The 22,765-nt window shown below is 30.2% G+C and carries 22 protein-coding genes and 1 other annotated feature; of the genes, 18 read left to right on the top strand and 4 right to left on the bottom strand.

Going from position 1 to position 22,765, the window contains the following annotated elements; all coding sequences use genetic code 11:
* The first annotated feature begins 65 nt into the window (after nt 1-65).
* The 8 genes from FYJ26_RS05055 to FYJ26_RS05090 all read left to right on the top strand — a co-directional run bounded on the left by FYJ26_RS05055 (nt 66) and on the right by FYJ26_RS05090 (nt 10,369).
* Nucleotides 66-1,316 carry a hemolysin family protein gene (locus tag FYJ26_RS05055; RefSeq protein ID WP_154540280.1) on the top strand — a complete coding sequence of 417 codons (1,251 nt, stop codon included), beginning with the start codon at nt 66-68 and terminating at the stop codon, nt 1,314-1,316.
* Nucleotides 1,317-1,325: 9 nt separating this feature from the next.
* Nucleotides 1,326-2,981, top strand: coding sequence for a putative manganese-dependent inorganic diphosphatase (locus tag FYJ26_RS05060; protein WP_154540281.1), 1,656 nt, complete (start codon nt 1,326-1,328; stop codon nt 2,979-2,981).
* Nucleotides 2,982-3,212: 231 nt separating this feature from the next.
* On the top strand, nt 3,213-4,223 hold the full coding sequence (gene aroF, locus FYJ26_RS05065) for a 3-deoxy-7-phosphoheptulonate synthase (protein WP_154540283.1): 1,011 nt from the start codon (nt 3,213-3,215) through the stop codon (nt 4,221-4,223).
* A gap of 9 nt (nt 4,224-4,232) precedes the next feature.
* Nucleotides 4,233-5,312, top strand: a complete 1,080-nt coding sequence (gene aroC / locus FYJ26_RS05070) for a chorismate synthase (RefSeq protein ID WP_154540285.1) — start codon at nt 4,233-4,235, stop codon at nt 5,310-5,312.
* Nucleotides 5,302-6,288 (top strand): prephenate dehydratase, encoded by a 987-nt coding sequence (locus FYJ26_RS05075; RefSeq protein ID WP_154540287.1) that lies wholly within the window; start codon nt 5,302-5,304, stop codon nt 6,286-6,288. Before aroC ends, FYJ26_RS05075 begins: the two co-directional genes overlap by 11 nt.
* 78 nt (nt 6,289-6,366) lie before the next feature.
* Nucleotides 6,367-6,613 (top strand) — a binding site (T-box leader).
* A 59-nt stretch (nt 6,614-6,672) separates the two neighbouring features.
* Complete coding sequence (locus FYJ26_RS05080) at nt 6,673-7,182, top strand: tryptophan transporter (protein WP_154540289.1); 510 nt, start codon at nt 6,673-6,675, stop codon at nt 7,180-7,182.
* Between the two features lie 546 nt (nt 7,183-7,728).
* Nucleotides 7,729-8,796 carry an alanine racemase gene (gene alr, locus FYJ26_RS05085; protein ID WP_326831242.1) on the top strand — a complete coding sequence of 356 codons (1,068 nt, stop codon included), beginning with the start codon at nt 7,729-7,731 and terminating at the stop codon, nt 8,794-8,796.
* A 163-nt stretch (nt 8,797-8,959) separates the two neighbouring features.
* Nucleotides 8,960-10,369: an alanine/glycine:cation symporter family protein gene (locus FYJ26_RS05090; protein WP_154540291.1), complete on the top strand. Its 1,410-nt coding sequence runs from the start codon at nt 8,960-8,962 to the stop codon at nt 10,367-10,369.
* A gap of 47 nt (nt 10,370-10,416) precedes the next feature.
* Here the strand turns inward: FYJ26_RS05090 and FYJ26_RS05095 are convergent, their stop codons facing one another.
* Entirely contained in the window at nt 10,417-10,632 is a 216-nt protein-coding gene (locus tag FYJ26_RS05095) for a DUF1858 domain-containing protein (RefSeq protein ID WP_154540293.1), read from the bottom strand.
* Between the two features lie 99 nt (nt 10,633-10,731).
* Between FYJ26_RS05095 and FYJ26_RS05100 the strand changes: the two genes are divergently transcribed.
* The 4 genes from FYJ26_RS05100 (at nt 10,732) to FYJ26_RS05115 (ending at nt 14,696) form a co-directional block, all read left to right on the top strand.
* On the top strand, nt 10,732-11,061 hold the full coding sequence (locus FYJ26_RS05100) for a hypothetical protein (RefSeq protein ID WP_154540295.1): 330 nt from the start codon (nt 10,732-10,734) through the stop codon (nt 11,059-11,061).
* Between the two features lie 73 nt (nt 11,062-11,134).
* Nucleotides 11,135-12,970 (top strand): molecular chaperone HtpG, encoded by a 1,836-nt coding sequence (gene htpG, locus FYJ26_RS05105; RefSeq protein ID WP_154540297.1) that lies wholly within the window; start codon nt 11,135-11,137, stop codon nt 12,968-12,970.
* Between the two features lie 8 nt (nt 12,971-12,978).
* On the top strand, nt 12,979-14,364 hold the full coding sequence (locus FYJ26_RS05110) for an aminopeptidase (RefSeq protein ID WP_154540299.1): 1,386 nt from the start codon (nt 12,979-12,981) through the stop codon (nt 14,362-14,364).
* Between the two features lie 92 nt (nt 14,365-14,456).
* Nucleotides 14,457-14,696: a Veg family protein gene (locus FYJ26_RS05115; protein ID WP_154540301.1), complete on the top strand. Its 240-nt coding sequence runs from the start codon at nt 14,457-14,459 to the stop codon at nt 14,694-14,696.
* A 102-nt stretch (nt 14,697-14,798) separates the two neighbouring features.
* On the opposite strand, the gene FYJ26_RS05120 is transcribed toward FYJ26_RS05115, so the two are convergent.
* The 3 genes from FYJ26_RS05120 to FYJ26_RS05130 form a co-directional block, all read right to left on the bottom strand.
* Complete coding sequence (locus FYJ26_RS05120) at nt 14,799-15,059, bottom strand: hypothetical protein (RefSeq protein ID WP_154540303.1); 261 nt, start codon at nt 15,057-15,059, stop codon at nt 14,799-14,801.
* 136 nt (nt 15,060-15,195) lie between these two features.
* On the bottom strand, nt 15,196-16,536 hold the full coding sequence (locus FYJ26_RS05125) for an MATE family efflux transporter (RefSeq protein WP_154540305.1): 1,341 nt from the start codon (nt 16,534-16,536) through the stop codon (nt 15,196-15,198).
* A gap of 19 nt (nt 16,537-16,555) precedes the next feature.
* Nucleotides 16,556-17,338, bottom strand: a complete 783-nt coding sequence (locus FYJ26_RS05130) for a PfkB family carbohydrate kinase (RefSeq protein WP_229771212.1) — start codon at nt 17,336-17,338, stop codon at nt 16,556-16,558.
* A 163-nt stretch (nt 17,339-17,501) separates the two neighbouring features.
* Here FYJ26_RS05130 and cls point away from each other — a divergent pair, with 163 nt between their 5' ends.
* The 6 genes from cls to FYJ26_RS05160 all read left to right on the top strand — a co-directional run bounded on the left by cls (nt 17,502) and on the right by FYJ26_RS05160 (nt 22,760).
* Nucleotides 17,502-19,103 carry a cardiolipin synthase gene (cls, locus tag FYJ26_RS05135; protein WP_154540309.1) on the top strand — a complete coding sequence of 534 codons (1,602 nt, stop codon included), beginning with the start codon at nt 17,502-17,504 and terminating at the stop codon, nt 19,101-19,103.
* A gap of 128 nt (nt 19,104-19,231) precedes the next feature.
* A complete protein-coding gene (locus tag FYJ26_RS05140) occupies nt 19,232-19,597 on the top strand; it encodes a GntR family transcriptional regulator (RefSeq protein WP_154540311.1) in 366 nt (121 codons plus the stop codon).
* Complete coding sequence (locus FYJ26_RS05145) at nt 19,594-20,457, top strand: ATP-binding cassette domain-containing protein (protein ID WP_154540313.1); 864 nt, start codon at nt 19,594-19,596, stop codon at nt 20,455-20,457. The genes FYJ26_RS05140 and FYJ26_RS05145 overlap by 4 nt, the downstream gene beginning before the upstream one ends.
* Complete coding sequence (locus tag FYJ26_RS05150; protein ID WP_154540315.1) at nt 20,457-21,698, top strand: hypothetical protein; 1,242 nt, start codon at nt 20,457-20,459, stop codon at nt 21,696-21,698. The genes FYJ26_RS05145 and FYJ26_RS05150 overlap by 1 nt, the downstream gene beginning before the upstream one ends.
* Before the next feature lies 1 nt (nt 21,699).
* Complete coding sequence (locus FYJ26_RS05155) at nt 21,700-22,215, top strand: hypothetical protein (RefSeq protein ID WP_154540317.1); 516 nt, start codon at nt 21,700-21,702, stop codon at nt 22,213-22,215.
* 104 nt (nt 22,216-22,319) lie between these two features.
* Nucleotides 22,320-22,760 (top strand): deoxycytidylate deaminase, encoded by a 441-nt coding sequence (locus FYJ26_RS05160; RefSeq protein WP_154540319.1) that lies wholly within the window; start codon nt 22,320-22,322, stop codon nt 22,758-22,760.
* Nucleotides 22,761-22,765: the final 5 nt, after the last annotated feature.

The following is a 22,765-nucleotide window of genomic DNA, read 5'->3' on the forward strand; positions in this document are numbered from 1 at the left end:
TTGCTTTAATTAATCACTTTATTTTTTTATAACCTTCTATTATAATGTATGTTAAGGAGGGCGTTTTGACGACAAAAAACATTATAGAACTTATAGCTATGATTACAGGTATTTTATTATCTGCATTTTTTTCATCATCAGAAACAGCTATTACATCGATTAACAAGTTTAAACTAAGGCAGCTTGAAGAAAAAGAAGTTAAGAATGCTAGTCTTTTGAAAAAATTAGTGGAAGATAGCCAAAACACAATAACAACTATCCTAGTTGGGAATAATATAGTAAATATACTTACTACTACTATAGCAACTTTATTTTTTACAGATATATTTGGGGCAGCAGGAGCTGCAATATCAACAGTTATTGTTACTATAACAGTACTTATTTTTGGTGAAATTACTCCAAAGATGGCAGCTCAAATAAATAGTGAAAAAATTGCCCTTAGATTTGCAAGAACTATTTATTTTATATCACTAATATTAAAACCACTTGTATTTTTGTTGGGAATTTTCACAAAGTACTTAACCAAGCTTATGTCAGATGAGGGTGTTGATAAAAACCAGGTTACAGAAGAAGACTTAAAGACCATAGTAGATGTTGGTGAAGAGCAAGGTGTCCTAAATAACGAAGAAAGTGAAATTATAAATAATGTATTTGACTTTGGTCAGTCTTTTGCATCAGATATAATGACTCCGAGGACTAACATGGAAACTATCTCAATTGATGCAAGCAAGAAGGAGTTAGATGAGTTTTTAATAGAATGTAAACATTCAAGAATTCCAGTTTATGGAGAAAGCATTGATAATATTGTAGGTGTCCTTCATATGAAAGACATAGTAACCTTTATAGCAGAAGGAAGAGATCCAAAATTAAAGGATATGTTAAGACAAACCTACTATGCCTATGAGAATATGAATATTATTGATTTGTTTAAGTCTATGAAGAAGATGAATGTTTCCCTTGCAATTGTAGTTGATGAATATGGTGGAACAGAAGGTCTTGTTTCCATAGAGGATATAGTAGAAGAGCTGGTTGGTGATATTTATGATGAATATGACCTAAATAATGAGAAAATCTATAAAGTTTCCGACAATGAATTTATAATTGAAGCTAGTATGCATATAAATGACTTCAATGATTATTTCAACAAAAATTTACAAGAAGTAAAGAACGATTCTATTGGTGGTCTTGTTATAGATTATTTAAATAGGTTACCTAAAGCTGGTGATTTGGTAAAAGTTTCAGGTATTACCCTTATATGTGAAAAGGTTGAAAGATATAAAATTGACTTAGTTAGGGTAAGATTTAATGAAAATTAAGAGGTGATTATGAAAGATACAGTATATATTACAGGGCATAAAAATCCAGATACAGACTCTATATGCTCGGCTCTTGCCTATGCTAATTTAAAGAATAGGCTAGGAGAAACAGATGCTATACCAATAAGGCTTGGACATATAAATCAAGAAACTCAATTTGTCCTAGATTATTTTGGAATGAAGGCACCTATATTCAAGGATTCAATGAAACTTCAAATAAAGGATATAAATTACGATAATTCTTATAATGTGGATGAATCTTTGCCAATTAGACATGCTTGGTCAATAATTCAAGAAAATAAGCTTAACTCGCTTTTTGTAGTAGATGAAAGAGAAAAACTTATAGGAGTAGCAAGTCTTTCAAATCTCACCCATTCATATATGGAAGTTTGGGATGATAAGATAATAGGAAGAACTCATACTTCTTTAGAAAATATTGCTGATGTGTTATCAGCTAAGGTTATAGTAAATCCTGAAAATCCAAGAGAGTTTACAGGAAAGATGATGGTATTTGCCATGAATGAGAAAGATTCTCCACAAAATGATTTGATTGGGGATGGAGATCTTGTAATCACAGGAAATAGGAGAGAAGCTCAAGAGTATTTATTAGAAAGAAATGTATCTCTTATAATCTTAACTAATGGCTCAGATATTAGTGAAGATTTAAAGGAAATGGCTAAGAACAATCACATAACAATAATTTCTACAGAGTATGATACATTCATGACGGCAAGGCTTCTTCCAATGTCCATTCCTATAGCAAATGTTATGAGTACAGAAAATATTGTATATTTTACACCAGATGATACTGTAGATACTGTTAGAGAGCTTATGGGTAAAACAAGATTTAGATCCTACCCTATCCTTGATACTAGGGGGAGAGTTTTAGGTGCAATTTCTAGATACCATCTTATAACAGATGATAAGAAAAAACTCATCCTAGTCGACCACAATGAACGTAATCAGTCAATAGATGACATAGACTATGCTGAAATAGTAGAGATAATAGACCATCATAGGGTGGCAAATGTTGTTACAAATTCACCCCTATTCTTTAGGGCAGAACCTGTAGGTTCAACCGCAACAATAGTTGCAAAGATGTTTTTTGAATCAGGAATTAGGCCATCAAAGGAGATTGCAGGCATTCTTTCTGCAGCTATTATCTCAGATACCCTTTTGTTTAGGTCGCCTACAACCACAGAGACAGACAAGAGAATTCTAAAAAGACTTACAAAAATAGCAGACCTTGATGAAGAAGATTTTGCTATGAAGATGTTTAAGGCAGGTACAAGTCTCAAAAACAAGTCTCCAGAAGATTTGATAGAAGGTGATGTAAAGACCTTTACCATAGGTGAAGATAAGATTAGGGTAGGTCAGGTTATGACTATGAATCCAGAAGAGCTTGAGCCTATAAAGGAAGAATTAGAAGAGCTGATGAAAGAGAAAATTAGATCAAAAGGAGAAAACACCTTTGTCTTGGTTCTTACAGATATATTTAATAAAAAATCTGAACTTTTAGTTGTAGGTAATTATTTATCTGATATAGAAAATGTGTTTGGAAATAAGGTTAAAAATGGTACAATATCAGCCCCTGGAGTTCTTTCAAGAAAGAAACAAGTTATACCCAAAATTACTGAAGCAATTGTAAATAGCCATAATAATTAATTTTACTTTTTAGGAAAATCATGCTATAATAATTTCAATTAAAACTTAGAGGAGATTAAAGTAATGAAAACCATAAATTTTGCACAATATAGCTTTTACTTTTTTTACTTTACTTTTAATAAGAGTAAGGCTATTTATCATGTGCAAAATCCAAAAACACTTTAAGTTTTGAATTTAGCTTCTTGGTAGATTGCCAAGAAGCTTTTTTTATTTAATTTGGAGGAAAAGAATATGATTATTAAACTAAAAAATGGAGTAAAAAAAGAAAAAATAGAAGAACTAATTAAAGAAATTGAAGATATGGGGCTTAAGGTATCCACTGCAGTTGGAGAAAATACTACTATCCTTGGTCTTTTAGGAGATACATCAAAAGTATCAAAAGATGATATGAAATCAAAAGAGGTTGTAGATGATGTTATAAGAATTCAAGAACCATACAAAAAAGCAAATAGAAAATTTCACCCAGAAGATACAATAATAAGACTAAATAATGGAACTCAAATTGGTGGAGGTACTTTTGTATATATGGCAGGTCCATGCTCTGTTGAAAGCGAAGAGCAAATTGTATCAATTGCAAAAAAAATAAAAGAATCAGGAGCTACGATACTTAGGGGTGGAGCGTTCAAACCAAGGACTAGCCCATACTCATTCCAAGGCTATGGTCCAAAAGCTATAGACTACCTAGTATCTGCTAAAAAGGAAACAGGACTTGCCTTAGTATCTGAGATAATGGAAATAAATCAATTAAAATACTTTGATGACATAGATATCCTTCAAGTAGGAGCAAGAAATATGCAAAATTTTGACTTACTTAAGGAACTTGGGAAAACTGACAAACCTATATTACTTAAGAGAGGACTTTCAGCAACTTATGAAGAGCTTTTAATGGCTGCTGAATATATTATGTCAAATGGAAATACCAAGGTTATTTTATGTGAAAGAGGAATAAGAACATTTGAAACAGCAACAAGAAATACCCTTGATGTAACAGCTGTACCTTTCTTACACGAAAAAACCCACCTTCCAGTAATTATTGATCCATCCCATGCGGCAGGAATAGCAAGATATGTAAGAGACTTATCCTTATCTGCAGTTGCAGTTGGAGCAGATGGACTAATGATAGAAGTACATGAAAATCCAGCTAAGGCCTTCTCGGATGGAGCTCAATGTATCATTCCAGATGAGTTTGATATGCTATTAAAGGCAACAAAACAAATTCATGAATTAAGAAAAAGCTTATAGGAGAAATAAATGACCCAAAGCTTTGGAAAAAATTTAAAGACAACTATATTTGGCTCAAGTCACCAATCTTTTATTGGGGTAGTAATGGATGATATAAAACCGGGCTTTGAGATAGACTATGAAAAACTTTGCACTTTTATGCAAAGAAGAGCTCCGGGAAAGTCTAAATATACTACAAAGAGAAAAGAAGTAGATAAACCTGAGTTTTTATCTGGTGTAATAGACAATAAAATTGTATCCAAGACCATAGTAGGGATTATAAGAAATGGAGATTATCTTTCAAAAGACTATAAAAACTTAATAGATGTACCAAGGCCTTCTCATGCTGACTACACTTCCCTTATAAAATATGGAAAAGATTTGGATATGAATGGATCAGGACCTTTTTCAGGTCGTATAACAGCTCCGCTTTGCCTTGCAGGAGGTATTGCTAAGCAAATAATTGAAAAAAAAGGTATAAAAATTCATGCTAGACTTAAAAATATAGGAGGAATAGAAGATAGGAAAATATCTCTGCTAAATCCTCCTATGGATGAGCTTGATAAAATAAAGAACAAAGAAATTGCAGTTCTTGATGAAAAAAAGGAAAAAGAGATAAGAGTCTTACTTGAAGATGTAAGGGGAAATCTTGACTCGGTTGGGGGAATCTGTCAAGTTTTTGCAACAGGAGTTCCAAAAGGTCTTGGAGATCCAAACTACGATTCTTTTGAATCAAGGATTGCCTACCTTTCTTATGGAGTTCCAGCAGTTAGGGCAGTTTCTTTTGGAGATGGCTTAGACTCTTTTAAAATGAGAGGGTCAGAACATAATGATCAATTTGAAATAATAGACGGAAAAGTAAGGACTAAAACAAACCATGCAGGTGGTGTTGTAGGTGGAATTACAAATGGTGAGGCTGTGGTATTTGATCTTATTTTCAAGCCTACAGCATCAATATCCCTTCCTCAAAAGTCATTTTCCTTAAAAGAAAAAAAAGAAAAAGAGCTTGTAATAAAGGGACGTCATGATCCATGCCTTGCCCTAAGAACGCCACCTATAGCAGAATCTATAATGGCCCTTACAATATTGGACTTCTTAAATGACTTATAAATATATATATGACTTAAAAAATAACATAGACAGATTTTCTGAAGATAAGCTAAAAGAAATTGAAGATATTATAAAAGATAGGTATCAATATATACTTCTTTCAAAAGAAGATGGAGAATTTTCAAAAAAAATATATCAAAAACTTTCAAAAAATCCTTTTATTAAAAAAGGTAAAATTGCAGTAGGAGGATGTAAGGGCTCTTATGCAGATCAGGTTGCAAATATAATTTTTGAAGATAAGAAAATTTCTTATTTTAAGAGATTTTCAGAAATTCTAGATAGCATAGAAAAAGAAAAATCTCAGTATGGAATTTTACCATTAGAAAATTCATCTTATGGATCTGTTAAAGAAGTTTATAATCTTATGCTTAAGAGAAATTTTTATATTATTGGGTCATTTAAGCTAGACATAAATCATTTTTTACTTGGAAATATAGATGCAAATTTAGCTGATATAAAAGAAGTATATTCTCATCCCCAAGCACTGGGTCAGTGTAGGGACTATATTTATGAAAGAAACTTTAAGGAAAATGAGTATTTTAATACAGCTCTTTCTGCAAAGTATGTTAAAGAATCTAATGATAAGAGTAAGGCAGCCATAGCTAGCAAATTTGCAGCAAAAGAGTATGGATTAAAAATACTTGATAAGAATATCCAAAATGAAGAAAACAACTACACTAGATTTATTATTGTAGCTAAGGATATAAAAATCTTTGAAAATTCAAACAAAATTTCCATAAGACTAAAGGCCCTAGATAAACCGGGATCTCTTATAGAAATAGTAGAATTTTTTAAAATTTTAGGTATAAATATGACTAAACTTGAGTCAAGTCCTATACCAGGTTCAGACTTTAAATTTATTTTTTATTTTGACTTTGATGGAAATATAAGAGAAAAGAAGGTAAGAGTACTTTTAGATATATTGAAAAAGGAAGCTGATGATTTTGAATTTATGGGAAATTATATAGAATTTTAAAGATAGTAAATTAATTTGACAAATCCTAAAAATGGATATATAATCATAATAACTTATAAGTTATTAGTTTTAGATTATTTTAAAACTTTGATCAGAAGTAAGTAAGTTTTACAATTCTTTTATAGAGAGCTTGTGTGTGGTGGAAACAAGTAAGGAACTAAGACTGAATGGATCTGAGAGTGCGAGGTGAATATAGTAGCCGAGTCGTTTCCCGCGTTATAGGGATATGATATGAAAGTTATTATGATTAGTATCAGAATAAAGATGTGCAGATTTTTTTGCATAAGTAGGATGGCACCGCGAATTTATACCATTTGCTCCTAATATAGGAGCAAGTGGTTTTTTATTGGGAATTTTTAAATATTAGGAAAAAAGGAGTTTATAATGAAAACAAGAACAATTACACAGTCAGCTATACTTTTAGCTATAGGAACAATACTTCACCTTATACCAGGTTTCGTAAATATGGTAAAACCAGATTTTATGTTAGTTTGCGTATTTACTATAATAATTGCAAATAAAGATATTAAAACAGCCTTAGCAGTAGGTGTTGCTGGTGGAATCCTTGCTGGAATTACAACAAGTGCTCCAGGTGGATTTGTTCCGAATTTTGTAGATAAGGTCATTTCAAGCTTATTTGTTTATGCAGGAAGTAAATTTATAGCTGAAAATAAAATAGGAAGTCTAGTATCAAAAGGAGCACTTTACTTTTTAGGAACATGTCTTTCTGGACTTATATTTTTATTTTTAATGAACTTAGCAGGAGCTCTTCCTAAAGGCGTTGGAGTGCCAGCTATGTTTTTAGCTCTAGTTATACCAACAGCAGCAGTAAATATAATAGTGGGTTTATTCTTTGACAAAATTTTAGGACTTTATAATAAAAGATTTGTATAGATAATTAAATATGAAATTTATGATTAGAAGTAAGAAATCCCTACAAGGCTTTAAAGAAAATAAGCATATGGTTGGAAGCTTATAGGATGAGTAAGGATGAATGGAGATATGAATGAGAGCTGAAGAAAGTAACTGAGTTGCTTTCTTCATCTATAAAAATAGGATTTGTAATTATCTGATAGAAAATCGAAAGCTTTAAGTATAGGATGGCATCACGAATTAACCATTTGTTCCTATAGGGGACAAGTGGTTTTTTATAGAAAAATTTAAGCAAAAATAAGGATTACTCTATATTACAAGCAAAATATTAGTTGCAAATAGGATGGTTAAATAATAGAATAAAAATATAAAAGTTATTAGTTAACTGATAATTGTATAGAAATTTATCCGACTTATTTTTTGAAGTAAGATTAGAAATTTGCTTTTTTTTAATAAAGTGCTTTGTCTCGGTTTTTTATACATATTTTTAATAGAATAATTTGCTATTTTACTTTATTAGATAATAAAATTTATTTATAACAGAGAAGGATAGAAGGTGTAATACTTGTGGAAACTTATTTAGAAGTCAATTTAAGTAATATAAAATACAATCTCAATGCTATGAGAAATTTAGATAAGGATGCTATGTTTTGTGCAGTTCTTAAAGCAGATGCCTATGGGTTAGGAGCTGTAAAAATTGCCAAAGAAATAGAGGGGGATATAGATTATATAGCTGTAGCAAGACTTTCTGAGGCTATAGAATTAAGAGAAAATAGTATCGATACTCCTATATTGATACTTGGATATGTTCCAGTAGAAAATATAGAAAAATGCATAAAATATAATATTGATATAGCAATTTATGATTTGGACTTAGCTAAGGCTATTAATAGTTGTATTGATAATAAAATAAAGGGTCACTTAGCTCTTGATACAGGACATAGTAGGATTGGCTTTAGAGATTTTGAAATTGATAAGATAAAAGAGCTTAAAAAACTAGATAATATAGATATAATATCTGCTTTCTCACATTTTTCTACTGCTGATGAAGAAGATAAGTCTTATACTAAGTTTCAGTATGAAACATTCAATAAGATAATAGATAAAGTAAAGAATGACTTTGATTTTAAATTTGTACATATTTCAAATGATGCATCAGCAATAGCTCACAATATTACAAAGGATATGGTAAGAAGTGGAATAAGTTTATTTGGAATATATCCATCTGATTATATGAGAGAATTAAATCAGATAGAAATTAAAAAAACTTTTGAATTATATTCAAGTGTGTCATTTATAAAAGAAGTTAAAAAAGGGACTTATATTAGCTATGGGAGAACATTTAAGGCACCTAAAAATATGAAAATTGCCACTATATCTATCGGTTATGCTGATGGTTACTTTAGAAAATTCTCAAATTGTGGAACAATGATTATAAATGGAAAGCCTTGTCAGGTAGTAGGTAGGGTTTGTATGGATCAAGTTATGGTTGATATTACCGGATTAGATTGCAAAGTTGGAGATAAGGTAATAGTTTATTCAGATATATATGAAGAAGCAAATAAGGTTGATACCATAGTTTATGAGCTTATGACCTCAGTAAGTAAAAGAGTTCCAAGAATATATAAAAAATAATGATACTCTTGCAGCAAAGAAAATTTACTGCAAGAGTTTTTTTTATTTAAAAAATATTTAAATTATTTATTTTGTCTAAAGAAATAATATAAAAAAAGATTTTAAAATTTTCATTTTGCTTTATAATAAAAATATTAGTTTTTAATTAAAAAGGATGGAAACAATGGATAGAATTATAAAAATAAATACAGAACTAAGCAACTTTTTATGGGGATATCCAATGATTGTTGTACTTTTATTTGGAGGAATTTACCTTATAATAAAATCTGATTTTTGGGTCTTTAAGAACTTCTCATATATTTTTAAAAATACATTTGGAAGACTTTTTAAAGATTCAAAAAGTGATAAAAATTCAATTTCTCCCTTCCAGGCTGTATCAACTGCCCTTGCTGGAACAATAGGAGCTGGGAATATAGTTGGAGTTGCAACAGCTATTGAATTTGGAGGTGCTGGTGCTATATTTTGGATGTGGATTGCAGCCCTTATTTGTATGACTACAAAGATGGTTGAAGTGTCGATGGCTGTAGCTACTAGAGAAAATGATTATGATGGTAAGCTCATTGGTGGTCCTATGTATTATATATCAAAAGGTGCAGGATCTAAATTTTTAGCAAAACTTTTTTCTTTTTTTGCCTTCATTGCAATAATTGGTACAGGTGCCCTAGTTCAGTCTAACTCAATTTCTGAATCAGTTAATAGCATTACAGGTTTACCCCTATACATAACTGGAATAATAATTTTAGTATTTATGTTTCTAGTAATAGTTGGAGGTATCAAAAGAATAGGAGCTTTTGCGGCAAAGATAGTTCCATTTATGTCAATTTTTTATATTTTGGGTTGTATTTTAATTCTTATTCTTCAGATAGATAAATTACTGCCAGCTTTTAAAGAAATTTTTATAAGTGCATTTACTAAATCATCAGCTATTGGTGGATTTACTGGAGGAGGAATTCTTGTGTCTATAAGATGGGGACTAGCAAGAGGGATTTTTTCAAATGAGGCAGGTCTCGGAACAGCTCCTATGGCCCATGCCACAAGCCATACAGACCATCCTATAAGACAAGGTATGTGGGGAGCTGTAGAAGTTTTTGTATCATCAATGATAATATGTACCATGACAGCCCTAGTAATTATAACAAGTGGACTTTGGAAAAATCCAGAACTTCAAGGTGCAGCCTTAACAGCTCATTCCTTTTCAAAAGTTCTTCCTCTAGGGAAATATATAGTAGCTGTAGCCCTTATTCTTTTTGCTTTTACAACAGCTGTATCATGGTGTTATTATGGTCAAAGATGTGTAAAATATCTTACTGGTTCAAGTAAGTTGTCAGAAATTTTTAAGTATGCCTATATTGGATTTTGTTATCTAGGTTCTATCGGTGGTCTTAAATTCGCATGGGGTGTTGCCGATACAGCCAATGCTCTTATGGTAATACCAAATGTTATAGCACTTATTATAATGAGTAATACTTATAGAAAGATTTTAAAAGATTTTGATAAGTATAAGGATGGATCTTTAAGAGGGGATTATAAATGGACTTATGATAATAAGTGGAGAAAATATTTTGAAAATTAAAAACAAGTAAACAAAAATCAGCTGATTATAAAGTCAGCTGATTTTTATTAATTATTTAAAAGTTCAAGCATATAATCAGGATCTAGTCCATGTACCATACAAGCTTCATCAAGGGTTTCGTATAATGATGAAGGGCATGCTATACAACCCATTCCTACTTGTAGGAATTTATTTATTGATTCTGGTTTTGCTTGTATTATATCACCGATTAACATATCGTGTGTAATTTCTACCTTTTCTTTTCTTTTCTCTTCTAAAGCCATAAATAACCCTCCTTTAGTATAGATACATTTTACTATAAGATATATAAAAAATCAAAGCATTTTACTATGGATTGGAGTACAATTTACTTAGGAGTTATTATGGATAAGGAAAAATTAAATCAAATAAATGAACTAAGAGAAGAACTTAGAAAAATAGATGAAAAAATGATTGAATTATCAAATAAGGGGAATTTCCTTTTATTTTTTATTAAATCTATTCTTACAGCTATAGTCTTTGTATTAGTATCAAATCTTTTTAATCTTCCAAATCAAGCTAAAATTATAGTTTTTGTTCTTATTTTTATCATGGCAAATTTCTTTCAGGCTTTAATAATTAAGCATACTAGAAAAGATGAACTAGAAAATTTAAAAAAAGAGCAAATTAAAATTCAAGTTGAAATATTTAAACTTTCAAAAGACTTGAAATAGATTAACAATTGAAAAAGATATAAGTATTAGTATAATATTAGCAGTCGAAAGAGTAAAGTGCTAAGGAGGATTTATGAAAAAAGAATTTAAAGCTGAAGCTAAAAAAGTTATGGATTTAATGATTAATTCTATTTATACAAATAAGGATATTTTTCTTAGAGAATTAATTTCAAATGCTTCAGATGCTATTGATAAATTATATTATAAAGATTTAAAATCAGATAAAAATGTTGATAAAAGTGATTATTATATAGAAATTATACCAAATAAGGATCAGAGAAGTCTTACTATAAAAGATACTGGTATAGGAATGGATGAAACTGAACTTGAAGAAAATCTCGGAACTATAGCAAAATCAGGAACTGAGATATTCAAAAAAAATGTCAAAGATGAAAATATAGATAATCTTATTGGACAATTTGGTGTAGGATTCTATTCGGCTTTTATGGTAAGTGATAAGATTGTAGTAAATTCCAAAAAAGATGACAAAGCTCATAAATGGATTAGTGAAAATGCTGAAAACTATGAAATAGAAGATTCAGAAAAAGAGGACCAAGGTACAGAGATTACCCTATTCTTAAAAGAGAATACTAAAGATGAAAATTATGACATCTACATTGACCAATATAAAATAAAAGAACTTGTAAGAAGATATTCCAACTATATTAGATATCCTATAAAAATGGAAGTTACAAAGTCTAGAAAGGCTGAAGACTCCACTGATGAAAATCCAAAATATGAAGAATATACAGAAGTTGAAGTCCTAAATTCAGAAATTCCAATTTGGAAGAAGAATAAAAAAGATTTAAAAGATGAAGAATATATAAATTTCTATAAGGATCAAGGATATGGATTTGATGATCCACTTTCATGGATTCATTTAGACATAGAAGGTGCGGTTAGATTTAAGGCAATTATCTATATACCAAGAAAGGCTCCTTTTGATTTTTATTCAAAAGACTTTCAAAAAGGGCTTGAGCTTTACTCAAATGGTGTAAAAATAAAAGAAAGACATGAAGATCTTTTAGATGATGAATTTGCCTTCGCCAAGGGAGTTGTAGAAAGTGATGATATATCACTTAATATATCAAGAGAAACCCTACAACAAACAAGAGAGCTTAGGTTTATATCCAAACAAATAAACAAGAGAATAAAATCTCATCTTCTAGACTTAATGAACAATGACAGGGAAAAATATGAAACTTTCTTCAAAGAATTTGGGAACAATATTAAAGTCGCTATATATGAATCATACGGAGCAAAAAAGGATAAGTTAGAAGATTTACTTCTATTTTATTCAAGAAATGAAGATAAGCTAATTTCACTTTCCGAATACAAGGAAAATATGAAATCAACTGATGAAAGTATATTATATGCGGTTGGAGAAAGTTTGGAAAAAATAAAAGAATCACCAGCCCTCAAATCAGTTGACAAAGACTGTGATGTACTTCTACTTTATGAAAAGCTTGATGAATTCTTAATAAAGATGCTAGGAAAATACAAGGACATAGAGTTTAAGTCTATAAGTCAAGTAGAAGATAATGAAGAAGAATCAGAAGATGACAAGGATCTTATAGGAAAGATGAAAGAAATTTTACCAGATGAGGTAGTTGATGTAAAGATATCTGAAAATCTATCTGATGAAGTAATATCTATGATTAAGCAAAAGGGTGAAGTTTCTATAGAAATGGAGAAAACCCTAAAATTGCAAGAAAATGCTCCTCATATCAAAGCTCAAAAAGTTCTTGAAATAAATAAGAATTCTAAGGCTTATGACCTACTCAAAAAGGCAGATGAGAATGAATTAAAAATATTGACAAATATCTTATTTGACCAAGCAAAATTATTAGAAGGACTAGAAATAGAAGATCCAATGACCTATACTAAAAATATTTGGAAATTAATTTAGGAGAAATCATGACAGAGTATAAGAGAAAAAATGTTTGGCAAAATCTTACAACAGATGAAGAAAAAGAATTAGAGAATCTATCAAAAGATTATATGAATTTTCTTGATGTTGCAAAAACTGAAAGGCTTGATTGTAGTGAAATTGTAAGATATGCCAAAGAAAATGGTTATGTTGATATCGAAGAAAAAATCAAAGACGGAAAACTCCAAGCAGGGGACAAGGTTTATGCTATAAATAAAAACAAAGCAGTAGCTATGTTTCATATAGGAAGTGAGGATTTCAGTAAGGGTCTTTCTATAGTAGGAGGTCATATAGACTCACCTAGGCTTGATTTAAAGCCAGTTCCACTTAAAGAAGATAATGGAATTGCCTATCTTAAGACCCACTATTATGGTGGAGTAAAAAAATACCATTGGACAAACATCCCGCTTGCCCTACATGGTGTAGTCTTTACAAAAGATGGTGAAAAAATAGATATTTCTATAGGAGAAAGAGAAGATGAACCTGTATTTTTCATCTCAGAGCTTTTAATTCACCTATCAAAAGAATTACTTACAAAAGCTGCTAAAGATGTTGTAACAGGAGAGCAACTTTCAATCATAGTTGGAAACAGACCTTTAAAAAATGAGGATGACAATCCAGTTAAAAAAAATATCCTAAAGATATTAAATGATAAGTACAATATTGAAGAAGAAGATTTCATTACAGCAGAACTTGAAGTAGTTCCAGCTGGAAAATCAAGAGAAGTTGGATTTGATAGGTCAATGATTGCAGCTCATGGACATGATGATAGGGTGTGTTCGTATGCGGCCTTAAGAGCCTTACTTGATATAAAGGAAACTAAAAAAACTCTAGTTGGGCTTTTTGTAGACAAAGAAGAAATAGGTTCTGTTGGAGCTACAGGCATGACATCACAATTTTTTGAAAATACCCTACTTGAGCTGATGAATTTAAAAGAAGCAGTAAATTTAGTGACTTTCAAAAGAGCCTTAAAAAATTCTAAGGTACTTTCAGCAGATGTTACTCTTGCTGACGATCCTAATTTTCCCGATGCTACAGAAAGCCAAAATGCAGCCCAATTATCTCATGGTGTAGCTTTAACTAAATATACAGGTTCAGGTGGAAAAGGTGGCTCAAATGATGCTAATGCAGAATATCTTTCAGAAGTACGTATTGCCTTTAATAAAGAGAAAGTTATTTACCAAACAGGAGAGCTTGGAAAGATTGACCAAGGTGGTGGTGGAACTATAGCTTATATACTTGCAGAATATGGAATGGATGTAGTAGATTGTGGGACACCAGTTATATCCATGCATGCACCAATTGAACTAATCTCAAAAGCTGACTTTTACTCTACATTTACAGCATATAAAGCATTTTATAAAAACATTTGACAATATATTTAATCTGTCGTATAATATTAAGCTGATTTGACAATTTATGCTTTCTATAGTATAATAGTTACAAATGCATGGAAGGTGGATATATGGAATTTAAATCAGTAAATGAAATAAGGACAGCTGTTGAAGAAAATGTAGGTAAGGAAGTTACACTTAAAGCTGATAAAGGTAGGAAAAGAATTGTCACAAAAAATGGTGTGATTTTAGACGCTTTCCCAAGTGTTTTTACAATAAAAGTAAATAATGATTTTAATACAGAAAGAACTGTATCTTACAGTTACTCAGATGTACTAACTTCAACTGTTAAGTTACAGATAAAAAACTAAATTAATATAAAAATCATCGTTGAGATATACGGTGATTTTTGATTTTTAGGTATAAAAAAATCTATTGCATTAATTTGCAATAGATTTTTTCTTTTTTACTTATTACTTATTTGAGCTAGCATCATTTGATTCTGGTTTGCTTGAATCGTTTGATTTGTCATCAGATTTAGCATTTGATTTATCATCAGATTTAGTCTTTGACTTATCGTTTGATTTATCATTTGACTTAGCATCATTTGATGCTGGAGCTGTTGTTTCTGTTGTTGTTGTAGAAGCTGGTTCTTCTTTTTTATTGTTTGAGTTTCCACATCCAACTAGTGCAATTGATAATGCTAATACTGGTAATACTTTTTTAATTTTCATTTTTAAATCCCCCTAAAATTATATTGCTACCTTACATTCCTGATAGCAATTATAATATACCTGAATTAATAAAAAATTCAAATATTAGTGGAACTTTATTCCAAATTAGCTAATATGATTAATAATAATAAATATTTTATATTTCTAAGTCAACCCACTTACCTTGTCTAAATCTATGCCACAAACCTAAAAATCTTGAGGCTTGGTCTGCTAAAACACCCATCCAGATTCCTTGAAGTCCAAGACCTAAAACATTTACAAAAAATAGGGTGGCCGCTGACCTTATTAAAGTTATAGCAATAAGACTTACTGCAAGAGTATATTTTACATCTCCTGCAGCTCTTAGGCATCCTCCAAATATAATTTGAGATATTTGGAATATCACTATAAATATTAAGTAGAATGTTATGATTGAACCCATTTCAATTATATGAGGATCATCAAAGAACATCATAAAGATATTTTTCCTAAAAAGAACAAGAATAATTGATATTATAACAGAAATAGTTAGACCTATTTGTTGACAAGTTTTTCCATATATAACAGCATCCTTTTTAAGCTTTGCACCTAAAGCTTTACCCGTTAGTGCAACCGCAGCAACTTGCATACCATCACCAAATGAAAATGATAAGGAAAGTAGGTTCATACCTATATTATGAGCTGCAAATTGATCTGTACCAAGCTTTGCAGCTGTAATAGCTGTTACTAAAAATCCAATCCTTGCTGCTATATTTTCAACAAATATATTTGAACCAAGTCCTAATATCTCTTTAAAAATAGCTTTTGAAAAGTGAAGCTTATCTCTAACTATTAACCTAAATGACATAAATGAACTTCTTCTAAATAGGGAAGATATGGACATAAGTGCTGCTACAAAAGTTCCTATAACAGTAGCAAGAGCAGCACCCGCAACTCCCATTTTTGGGAAACCAAAGTTTCCATTAATTAGTAAAAAGTTAAAACAAATATTTACAATAGAGGAGACTACATTAGTAGTAAAGGCTATTTGTGTGTTTCCCGAACCCCTTTGAGCTGCATTTATAGTCATAGATATTACATTAAAGATTAATCCTGCCATAATTATTGTAAAATAATCTACAGCCAAGTCATGAGTATCTTTTGAACTGCCTGCAAGCCTTATAATTGATGGAGTAAATACAACAAAAATAGTTGAAATTATCATACACAAGATTAAAGCAAATATAAGAGCTGTCACCATAGTTTGATTGGCCTTATGCTTATCCTCTTCACCTCTACGCCTTGCAACCAAAGCTGATACTGAAACACTGATAGCTATAAAAAATGAAAGAGCTATAAACTTAGGTTGAGTTGTAAGACCTATAGCTGCAACTGCGGATGAACCAATGCCTGATACCATAAAGGTATCTATGATACCAGCAAGTGAAATAAAAAACGACTCTAATACAGAAGGCCAGGCAATTTGTATGGCCCTTTTAACATACTTATTCTTAATCAAAATAATACCACCATTCTTTCTAAATATTTTTAAAAATCTCTCCTATATCTATATCACTTGTCTTTGGATCAATTTCCATTTGCTTTTTGAGAATTTTCTCAATCATTATCCTAGTTTTTTCTATAGATTCAATAAAGCTAAATCCAGCAAGGTAGAAATTTATAAATAAGGCATCGAACAAGTCACCAGTTCCTCCAAAGGAATGGGATATGTATTTAAATTCTACTTTAATAAAATCAAATTCCTTAGCATAGATGTAAAATTTATTTCCTTCTTTAACACTTGTAATAATGAGTTTTTTCCCAAAAGATGAAAAATAGTCTAAAAGGGACCTAGGATTGTCAAACTTATAATCAGTCAAAAGGCTTGCTTCAGTAAAATTAGGTAAGATAATATCAGCTACGTCTAAAATATCCTTGTATACCCTTATTATAGATTCATCCAAAGACTTATACAAAGAACCCTTGTCTCCCATAATAGGATCGAGAAAAATCGGACACTTATAATCTTTTACAAAGTCTTTAATAATATCTACCTGGTCTTTTTTTATAAAACCTATAAATATAGCATCATAGCTTTTTTCTTGCTCTTTAAATACTTTTAAGGTATTTTTTAAATAATCACTTTGTATAGAAATTTCTATAGGACTTATAGAAAACTTATTTGAAATTAAAGCTGTAGGAACAAAATCAACATTATAGGTATAAAAAGAAAGCACATCCCTAACAAGATTGCCCCCTATATTTCCACAGGATAAAAAATCACTTATAAGTAAAATCTTTTTAGCGCTTCTCTTTACCATTAAAACTCCTTTTAATTCTTTATATGTTATCATTATAGTGATTATTTAAAAAATAAGCAAATATTAAAGAAATATAAAGGTTTGACAGAATATATAATATTTGTAAAAAATTATTAATAGCAATTAAATGGGATTTTTTCTCACAATTGGTTATAATTATAGTATGAAGAATAATATTAAAATTAGTAAAGAGAAATACAAAAAAATAAAAGAAATCCTTAATAAAAATAGGTTTGTGAAAAAGACTAAGTCTTCAATAATAAGTCTTATATTTTCTAGAGTTGGTATTTATGCCTTTATAATATGCTTGCAAATATTCCTATTTTTCTATTTAATTAACTACATATCAGTAGATGCGACGGTAATTTTGGGATCATCAGTGTTACTATCTGCAATCTCACTTTTAGTAATTCTATCTATGGATATAAATCCATACCAAAAACTCTCCTGGTTTTTCCTAATAGCAGTAATTCCAAGTTTTGGAATTATATTTTTCATCTTATCGAGAATAGATATAGGAAAAAAGTTAGAAGAATCCTCAATCATAGATAGCGAAGAAGAAACAAACTACCTACACACCGTAGATGATGAACTTGTACAAACTTTAAAAAAAGAAGATAAGGAATTTTATAGGCTAGTCAAATATCTAAATGATTATGGATCTTTCCCAGTTTTTGATAATAATGAGGCTAAATATTATAGCGTAGGTGATGATGCTATGCCTGATATAATAGAGGCTATAAGAAGTGCCAAAGACTTTATCTTCTTAGAATTTTTCATAATAAATAAAGGTTATATGTGGGGAACCATACTTGAAGAACTTACCAAAAAAGCAGCTCAAGGTGTTGAAGTAAGATTGATGTATGATGGGACAAATGCCATACTTAGGCTTCCAAAAAATTTTCCTAAGGAAATGGAAAATTTGGGGATAAAATGCAAAGTATTCTCGCCTATCTATCCAATCATATCTACCTACTATAACAATAGAGATCATAGGAAAATCTTGGTAATAGATGGCAAGGAAGTTTTCACAGGTGGGGTAAATCTAGCAGATGAATATATAAATGTAGAAGAAAGATTTGGTCATTGGAAAGATACCTTTATAAGACTAAGGGGAGCTTGCGTTCAAACTTTCACTATAATGTTTTTACAATTATGGGATGCAGATGAGAAAGAAGATTTAAAAAGATACTTAAAAACCTATCCTAGAAATGGAGAAGGTTACGTCGTAGGACTTGGAGATAATCCTATAAGAAAGGAAAGATTTTTTAAAAATGTCTATATGCATATCCTAGATACAGCCAAAGACTATTGTTATATAATGACACCGTATCTTATTATTGACAATGAGATGATGAAATCTTTGACTTTTGCAGCAAAAAGGGGGATAGATGTAAGGATGATTCTTCCTGCCATACCAGATAAGAAAATTCCTTATTATTTAGCTAAGTCCCATTATAAAAAATTAATAGAGGCAGGAGTAAAAATATACGAGTACTCACCTGGCTTTATTCATGCTAAAACTTGGGTATCAGATCATAGGGAAGCGGTAGTAGGATCAGTAAATCTGGATTTTAGGGCACTTTACTTAAACTTCGAATGTGGAGTATACCTTCATGATCACCCAGTAATTTCAGATATACTTGATGATTTTAAAGTATGCTTTGACATATCAAAAAGAGTGAGCATGGAAGATGTAAAGAAATATCCACTTAACAAAAAATTAATGGCAATACTAGCAAAACCATTTGCTCCTTTGATGTAGAGCTTAAAAAAGATTCGATTTTTATCGAGTCTTTTTTTTGACTTTTTTTTAAGACCTGTTATAATTAAATCAAGAAGTGTATGGAGATATACCATACACCACACAATCAAAAGAAGAAAGGAGGGCCTATGTTTGATTTAAATCTTTCAGCTGAGATTCCTTTAAACGAGCAAATAGTCGAAAAAACAAAACTTATGATAGCCAAGGGAATATTAGCAAACGGAGATTCTATGCCAAGTGTAAGAGACTTATCAAAAAGTCTTCTTATCAATCAATCAACAGTACAAAAGGCTTATAACAAATTAAAGGAAGAGGGAATCTTAGTTTCTAAACCTGGACTTGGGACTTTTGTTTCAATTGATGAAGAAAAATTTGATTATGAAAGGGAAAATATAATAAAAGACCTATATCAAATTTTTTTAAAATGTAAGCTATATAATATAAATTTTGACAAGATTAAAGAAATTTATGAAAAAACTAGGGAGGATATATGATTTTAGAAGTAAAAGATTTATCTAAGTCATTTGAAAGTGAAAGAGTCTTGGATAAGCTAAGTTTTAATCTTGAAGATGGGCAAATCCATGGACTTGTTGGAAGAAATGGTTCAGGTAAAACCACACTTCTTAAGATTTTAGTGGATATTTTAAATATGGACGAGGGGAGTCTTAAAATTTTAGGTAAAAGCTATAAAGAAGATAGGCATATAATTGAAAATATAGCATATTTGCCTGATAGGTTTGATTATTTTGACTATGATAGTATTTTAAAGATTAAAGATTATTATAAAATACTTTATCCAAACTTTGATGATAACTTTTTTAAAATAGAACTTAAGAAAAACAAGATAGATGGTAAAAAAACTTTGAGATCTTTTTCTAAAGGTTATAAGAATCTTATTGGACTTTTAGCGATTATAGCAAGTAATGCTAGAATTGTTCTACTTGATGAAATCCTAGATGGTATGGATGTCTTAAATAAGGAACTTATAATCTCTTATATTCTTGATATGAAGGATCAGGGAAGAACTGTCCTTGCCTCAAGTCACGAACTTGAAGAATTAGCTAAAATTGTTGATGTTTGCCTATATCTAACAAAAGATGGAAAGATTAGAAATATATCAAAGAGTAAGAATTCTTTCATAAAAGTTCAGATAGTTGTAAAAGATAAGCTCGATGAAGCTATCCTAAACCACTCTGTCCTAAGGTTTAATATGGGTAGGGTTTATGTGATTTTACTTGAAAATAAAGACAATATAAGGAATATCTTAGATGAAAATAAAACAATTGTTCAATATGACATCTTGGATTCAAAGATAGAAGATAGCTTTTATTGGGAGAAAGGAAGGAGTAAATAATGACAGACTTAAAAAAACAAGGTCAAATTCTTTTAAAAAGAAATGGTTTTTGGATATTACTAACCTTTTTACTAGCCTTACTTTTTACAGGAATAATCCAAAACAATTCACTTGATTCTACTCATTCGACCTTAATTGCCAATGCAAATGACCTTAATTTGATGGGTGAAACTGGTAGAAAATATAGTCTTGATACAAGAATTGATAAGAAATTCTTCGATGAAAATGAAAAATTATATGAAGAGCTTTCTGAAAAATATGAAGTTGATAAGTATAAAGATTTTGATTACAATGAGGCAAGTGAAAAAGAACAGAAAGAGTTTGATGAGTATAATTTAAAAAATGGAGAGTACCTAAGTAGCTTAAAGTCTTATAAGTTCACTAAGGAAGGACTACTTTTTAATAGGGATATGTATATGTTTGATGGCTTGGGAATTGTTCTGGTTCTAGCTTTAGCCTTTCTATTTACTTCAATGGAGCATGCTACAAGCTATTATGAATTCTCTAAGATGTATCCTTGGTCAAGAAAAAAAGACTTTTTGATGAAAGTTCTAATAGGAAGTGGGATAATATTTATCTTTTCAATCCTATCATCTATCCTTTCTTATATGATTATAAGCACATCTAACTTTGATATATTAAAAATAGGACTTGGCTTTATTCCAGCAATATTAAAAAATATTATCTACCTTTTGGTAATGTTTGTGATATTTATGTCAACTGGAATACTTGCAGGAAATGTCATAGGTCACTTTGGTCTAAGTGTAATGTTTTTATTCTTCCTAGACCTTCTAGATTTAATCTTTGCAAATATTAAAAATATATTTACAGGTGGATTTGAATGGGAAGGTGGAATCTATTCTATAATAGATAGGATATTTCCTGAAGGAAATAGGATAAATACAGTAATTAGGACAATACTTAGACCGATTAATGAATTTGACCGTACAAATGCGAGCCGTTTGGGCTTATTAATCTTTTCAATAATAGTATTTTTCATCGCCTTAAGTCTTATAGATAGGCTTAAGACAGAAAATTCTGGAATAATGATAATGATAAAGCCTATAGAAATTCTTGCAAAAGTTATGATAACTTTACTTGTAGCAAGTTATGGGACATTGATATTTCAAAATTCGGTATTTGATGGCTTCTCAATTGTAAATATCTTTATATTTATAATTCTCACATATGTATTTATAAAGATATTTAATATCTTATTTAAGCTGAAATTAAAGGTATAAGATGAAAAAGAAAATATTACTTCTCCTAAGTCTTTTCTTACTGATAGGGTGTCAAAATAATAATTTAAAAAAGAAAGAAGCTTCAAATGAAGAAAAAAGTCAAGATTATAAAAAAATAGAGATAGAGCAAAAGTTTGTTGATATGCCAATAAAGACAGGAAAATTAGGGGAATTCTATGAAATATCAATTCAAAAAGCTGAAGAGATTTCAAAAAATGACTTGTCAAGTGAAAAGATTCTTTCAAAAGATAAAATAAATGAGGATAAATCCTATATTATTTTAGAATATATTATAAATGACCTAAGACCAAATCCGGACTATAGTACAAAATCAAACTACACTGAAAATATAACTTGTAAAAGTTATGATGGAGAAATAGTCAAAAAAGAAGAAATATCATCTTCAAAAATAAATCCTATAATTAGAGAAATTATAGAAGTAGAAAGTGTTGGAAAAAAGATTGATATAAATTTTAAAGCAGAAAAAGATGAACTTGATATGAAAGTAATATTATGAAATGGGGCTGTTTAAGAAATAATTCTTAGACAGCTCTTTAATTGCTGATATTTACTTACAAATTTGGTAAAATAGTATATACAGATAGTTTAAGGAGTGATATTATGGCAAAAGATAGACTAACTTGGGATGAATATTTCATAAAACTTGCCCATATGGTTGCTATGCGTGGGACTTGTGATAGGGCTTATGTAGGTTGTGTAATAGTAAATAGTGAAAATAGAATAATTTCTACTGGATACAATGGCTCAATCAAGGGAAATCCTCACTGTGATGAGGTGGGCCATACTATGAGAGATGATCACTGTATAGCAACAATCCATGCTGAGATGAATGCTCTTTTATATTGTGCAAAAGAAGGAATATCAGTCAAAAATGCCAAGTGCTATGTGACCCATTTTCCTTGTCTTAATTGTACTAAATCACTAATTCAAGCAGGAATTAAGGAAATTTATTATTCAAATGCATATAGGGTAGATGATTATGCTTTAACACTTTTGCAAAGAAATAACATAAAATTAAAGCAAATTGAAAATAGAAGTTGAAAAAA

The organism is Anaerococcus porci (assembly GCF_009696575.1).
Taxonomy (GTDB): domain Bacteria; phylum Bacillota; class Clostridia; order Tissierellales; family Peptoniphilaceae; genus Anaerococcus; species Anaerococcus porci.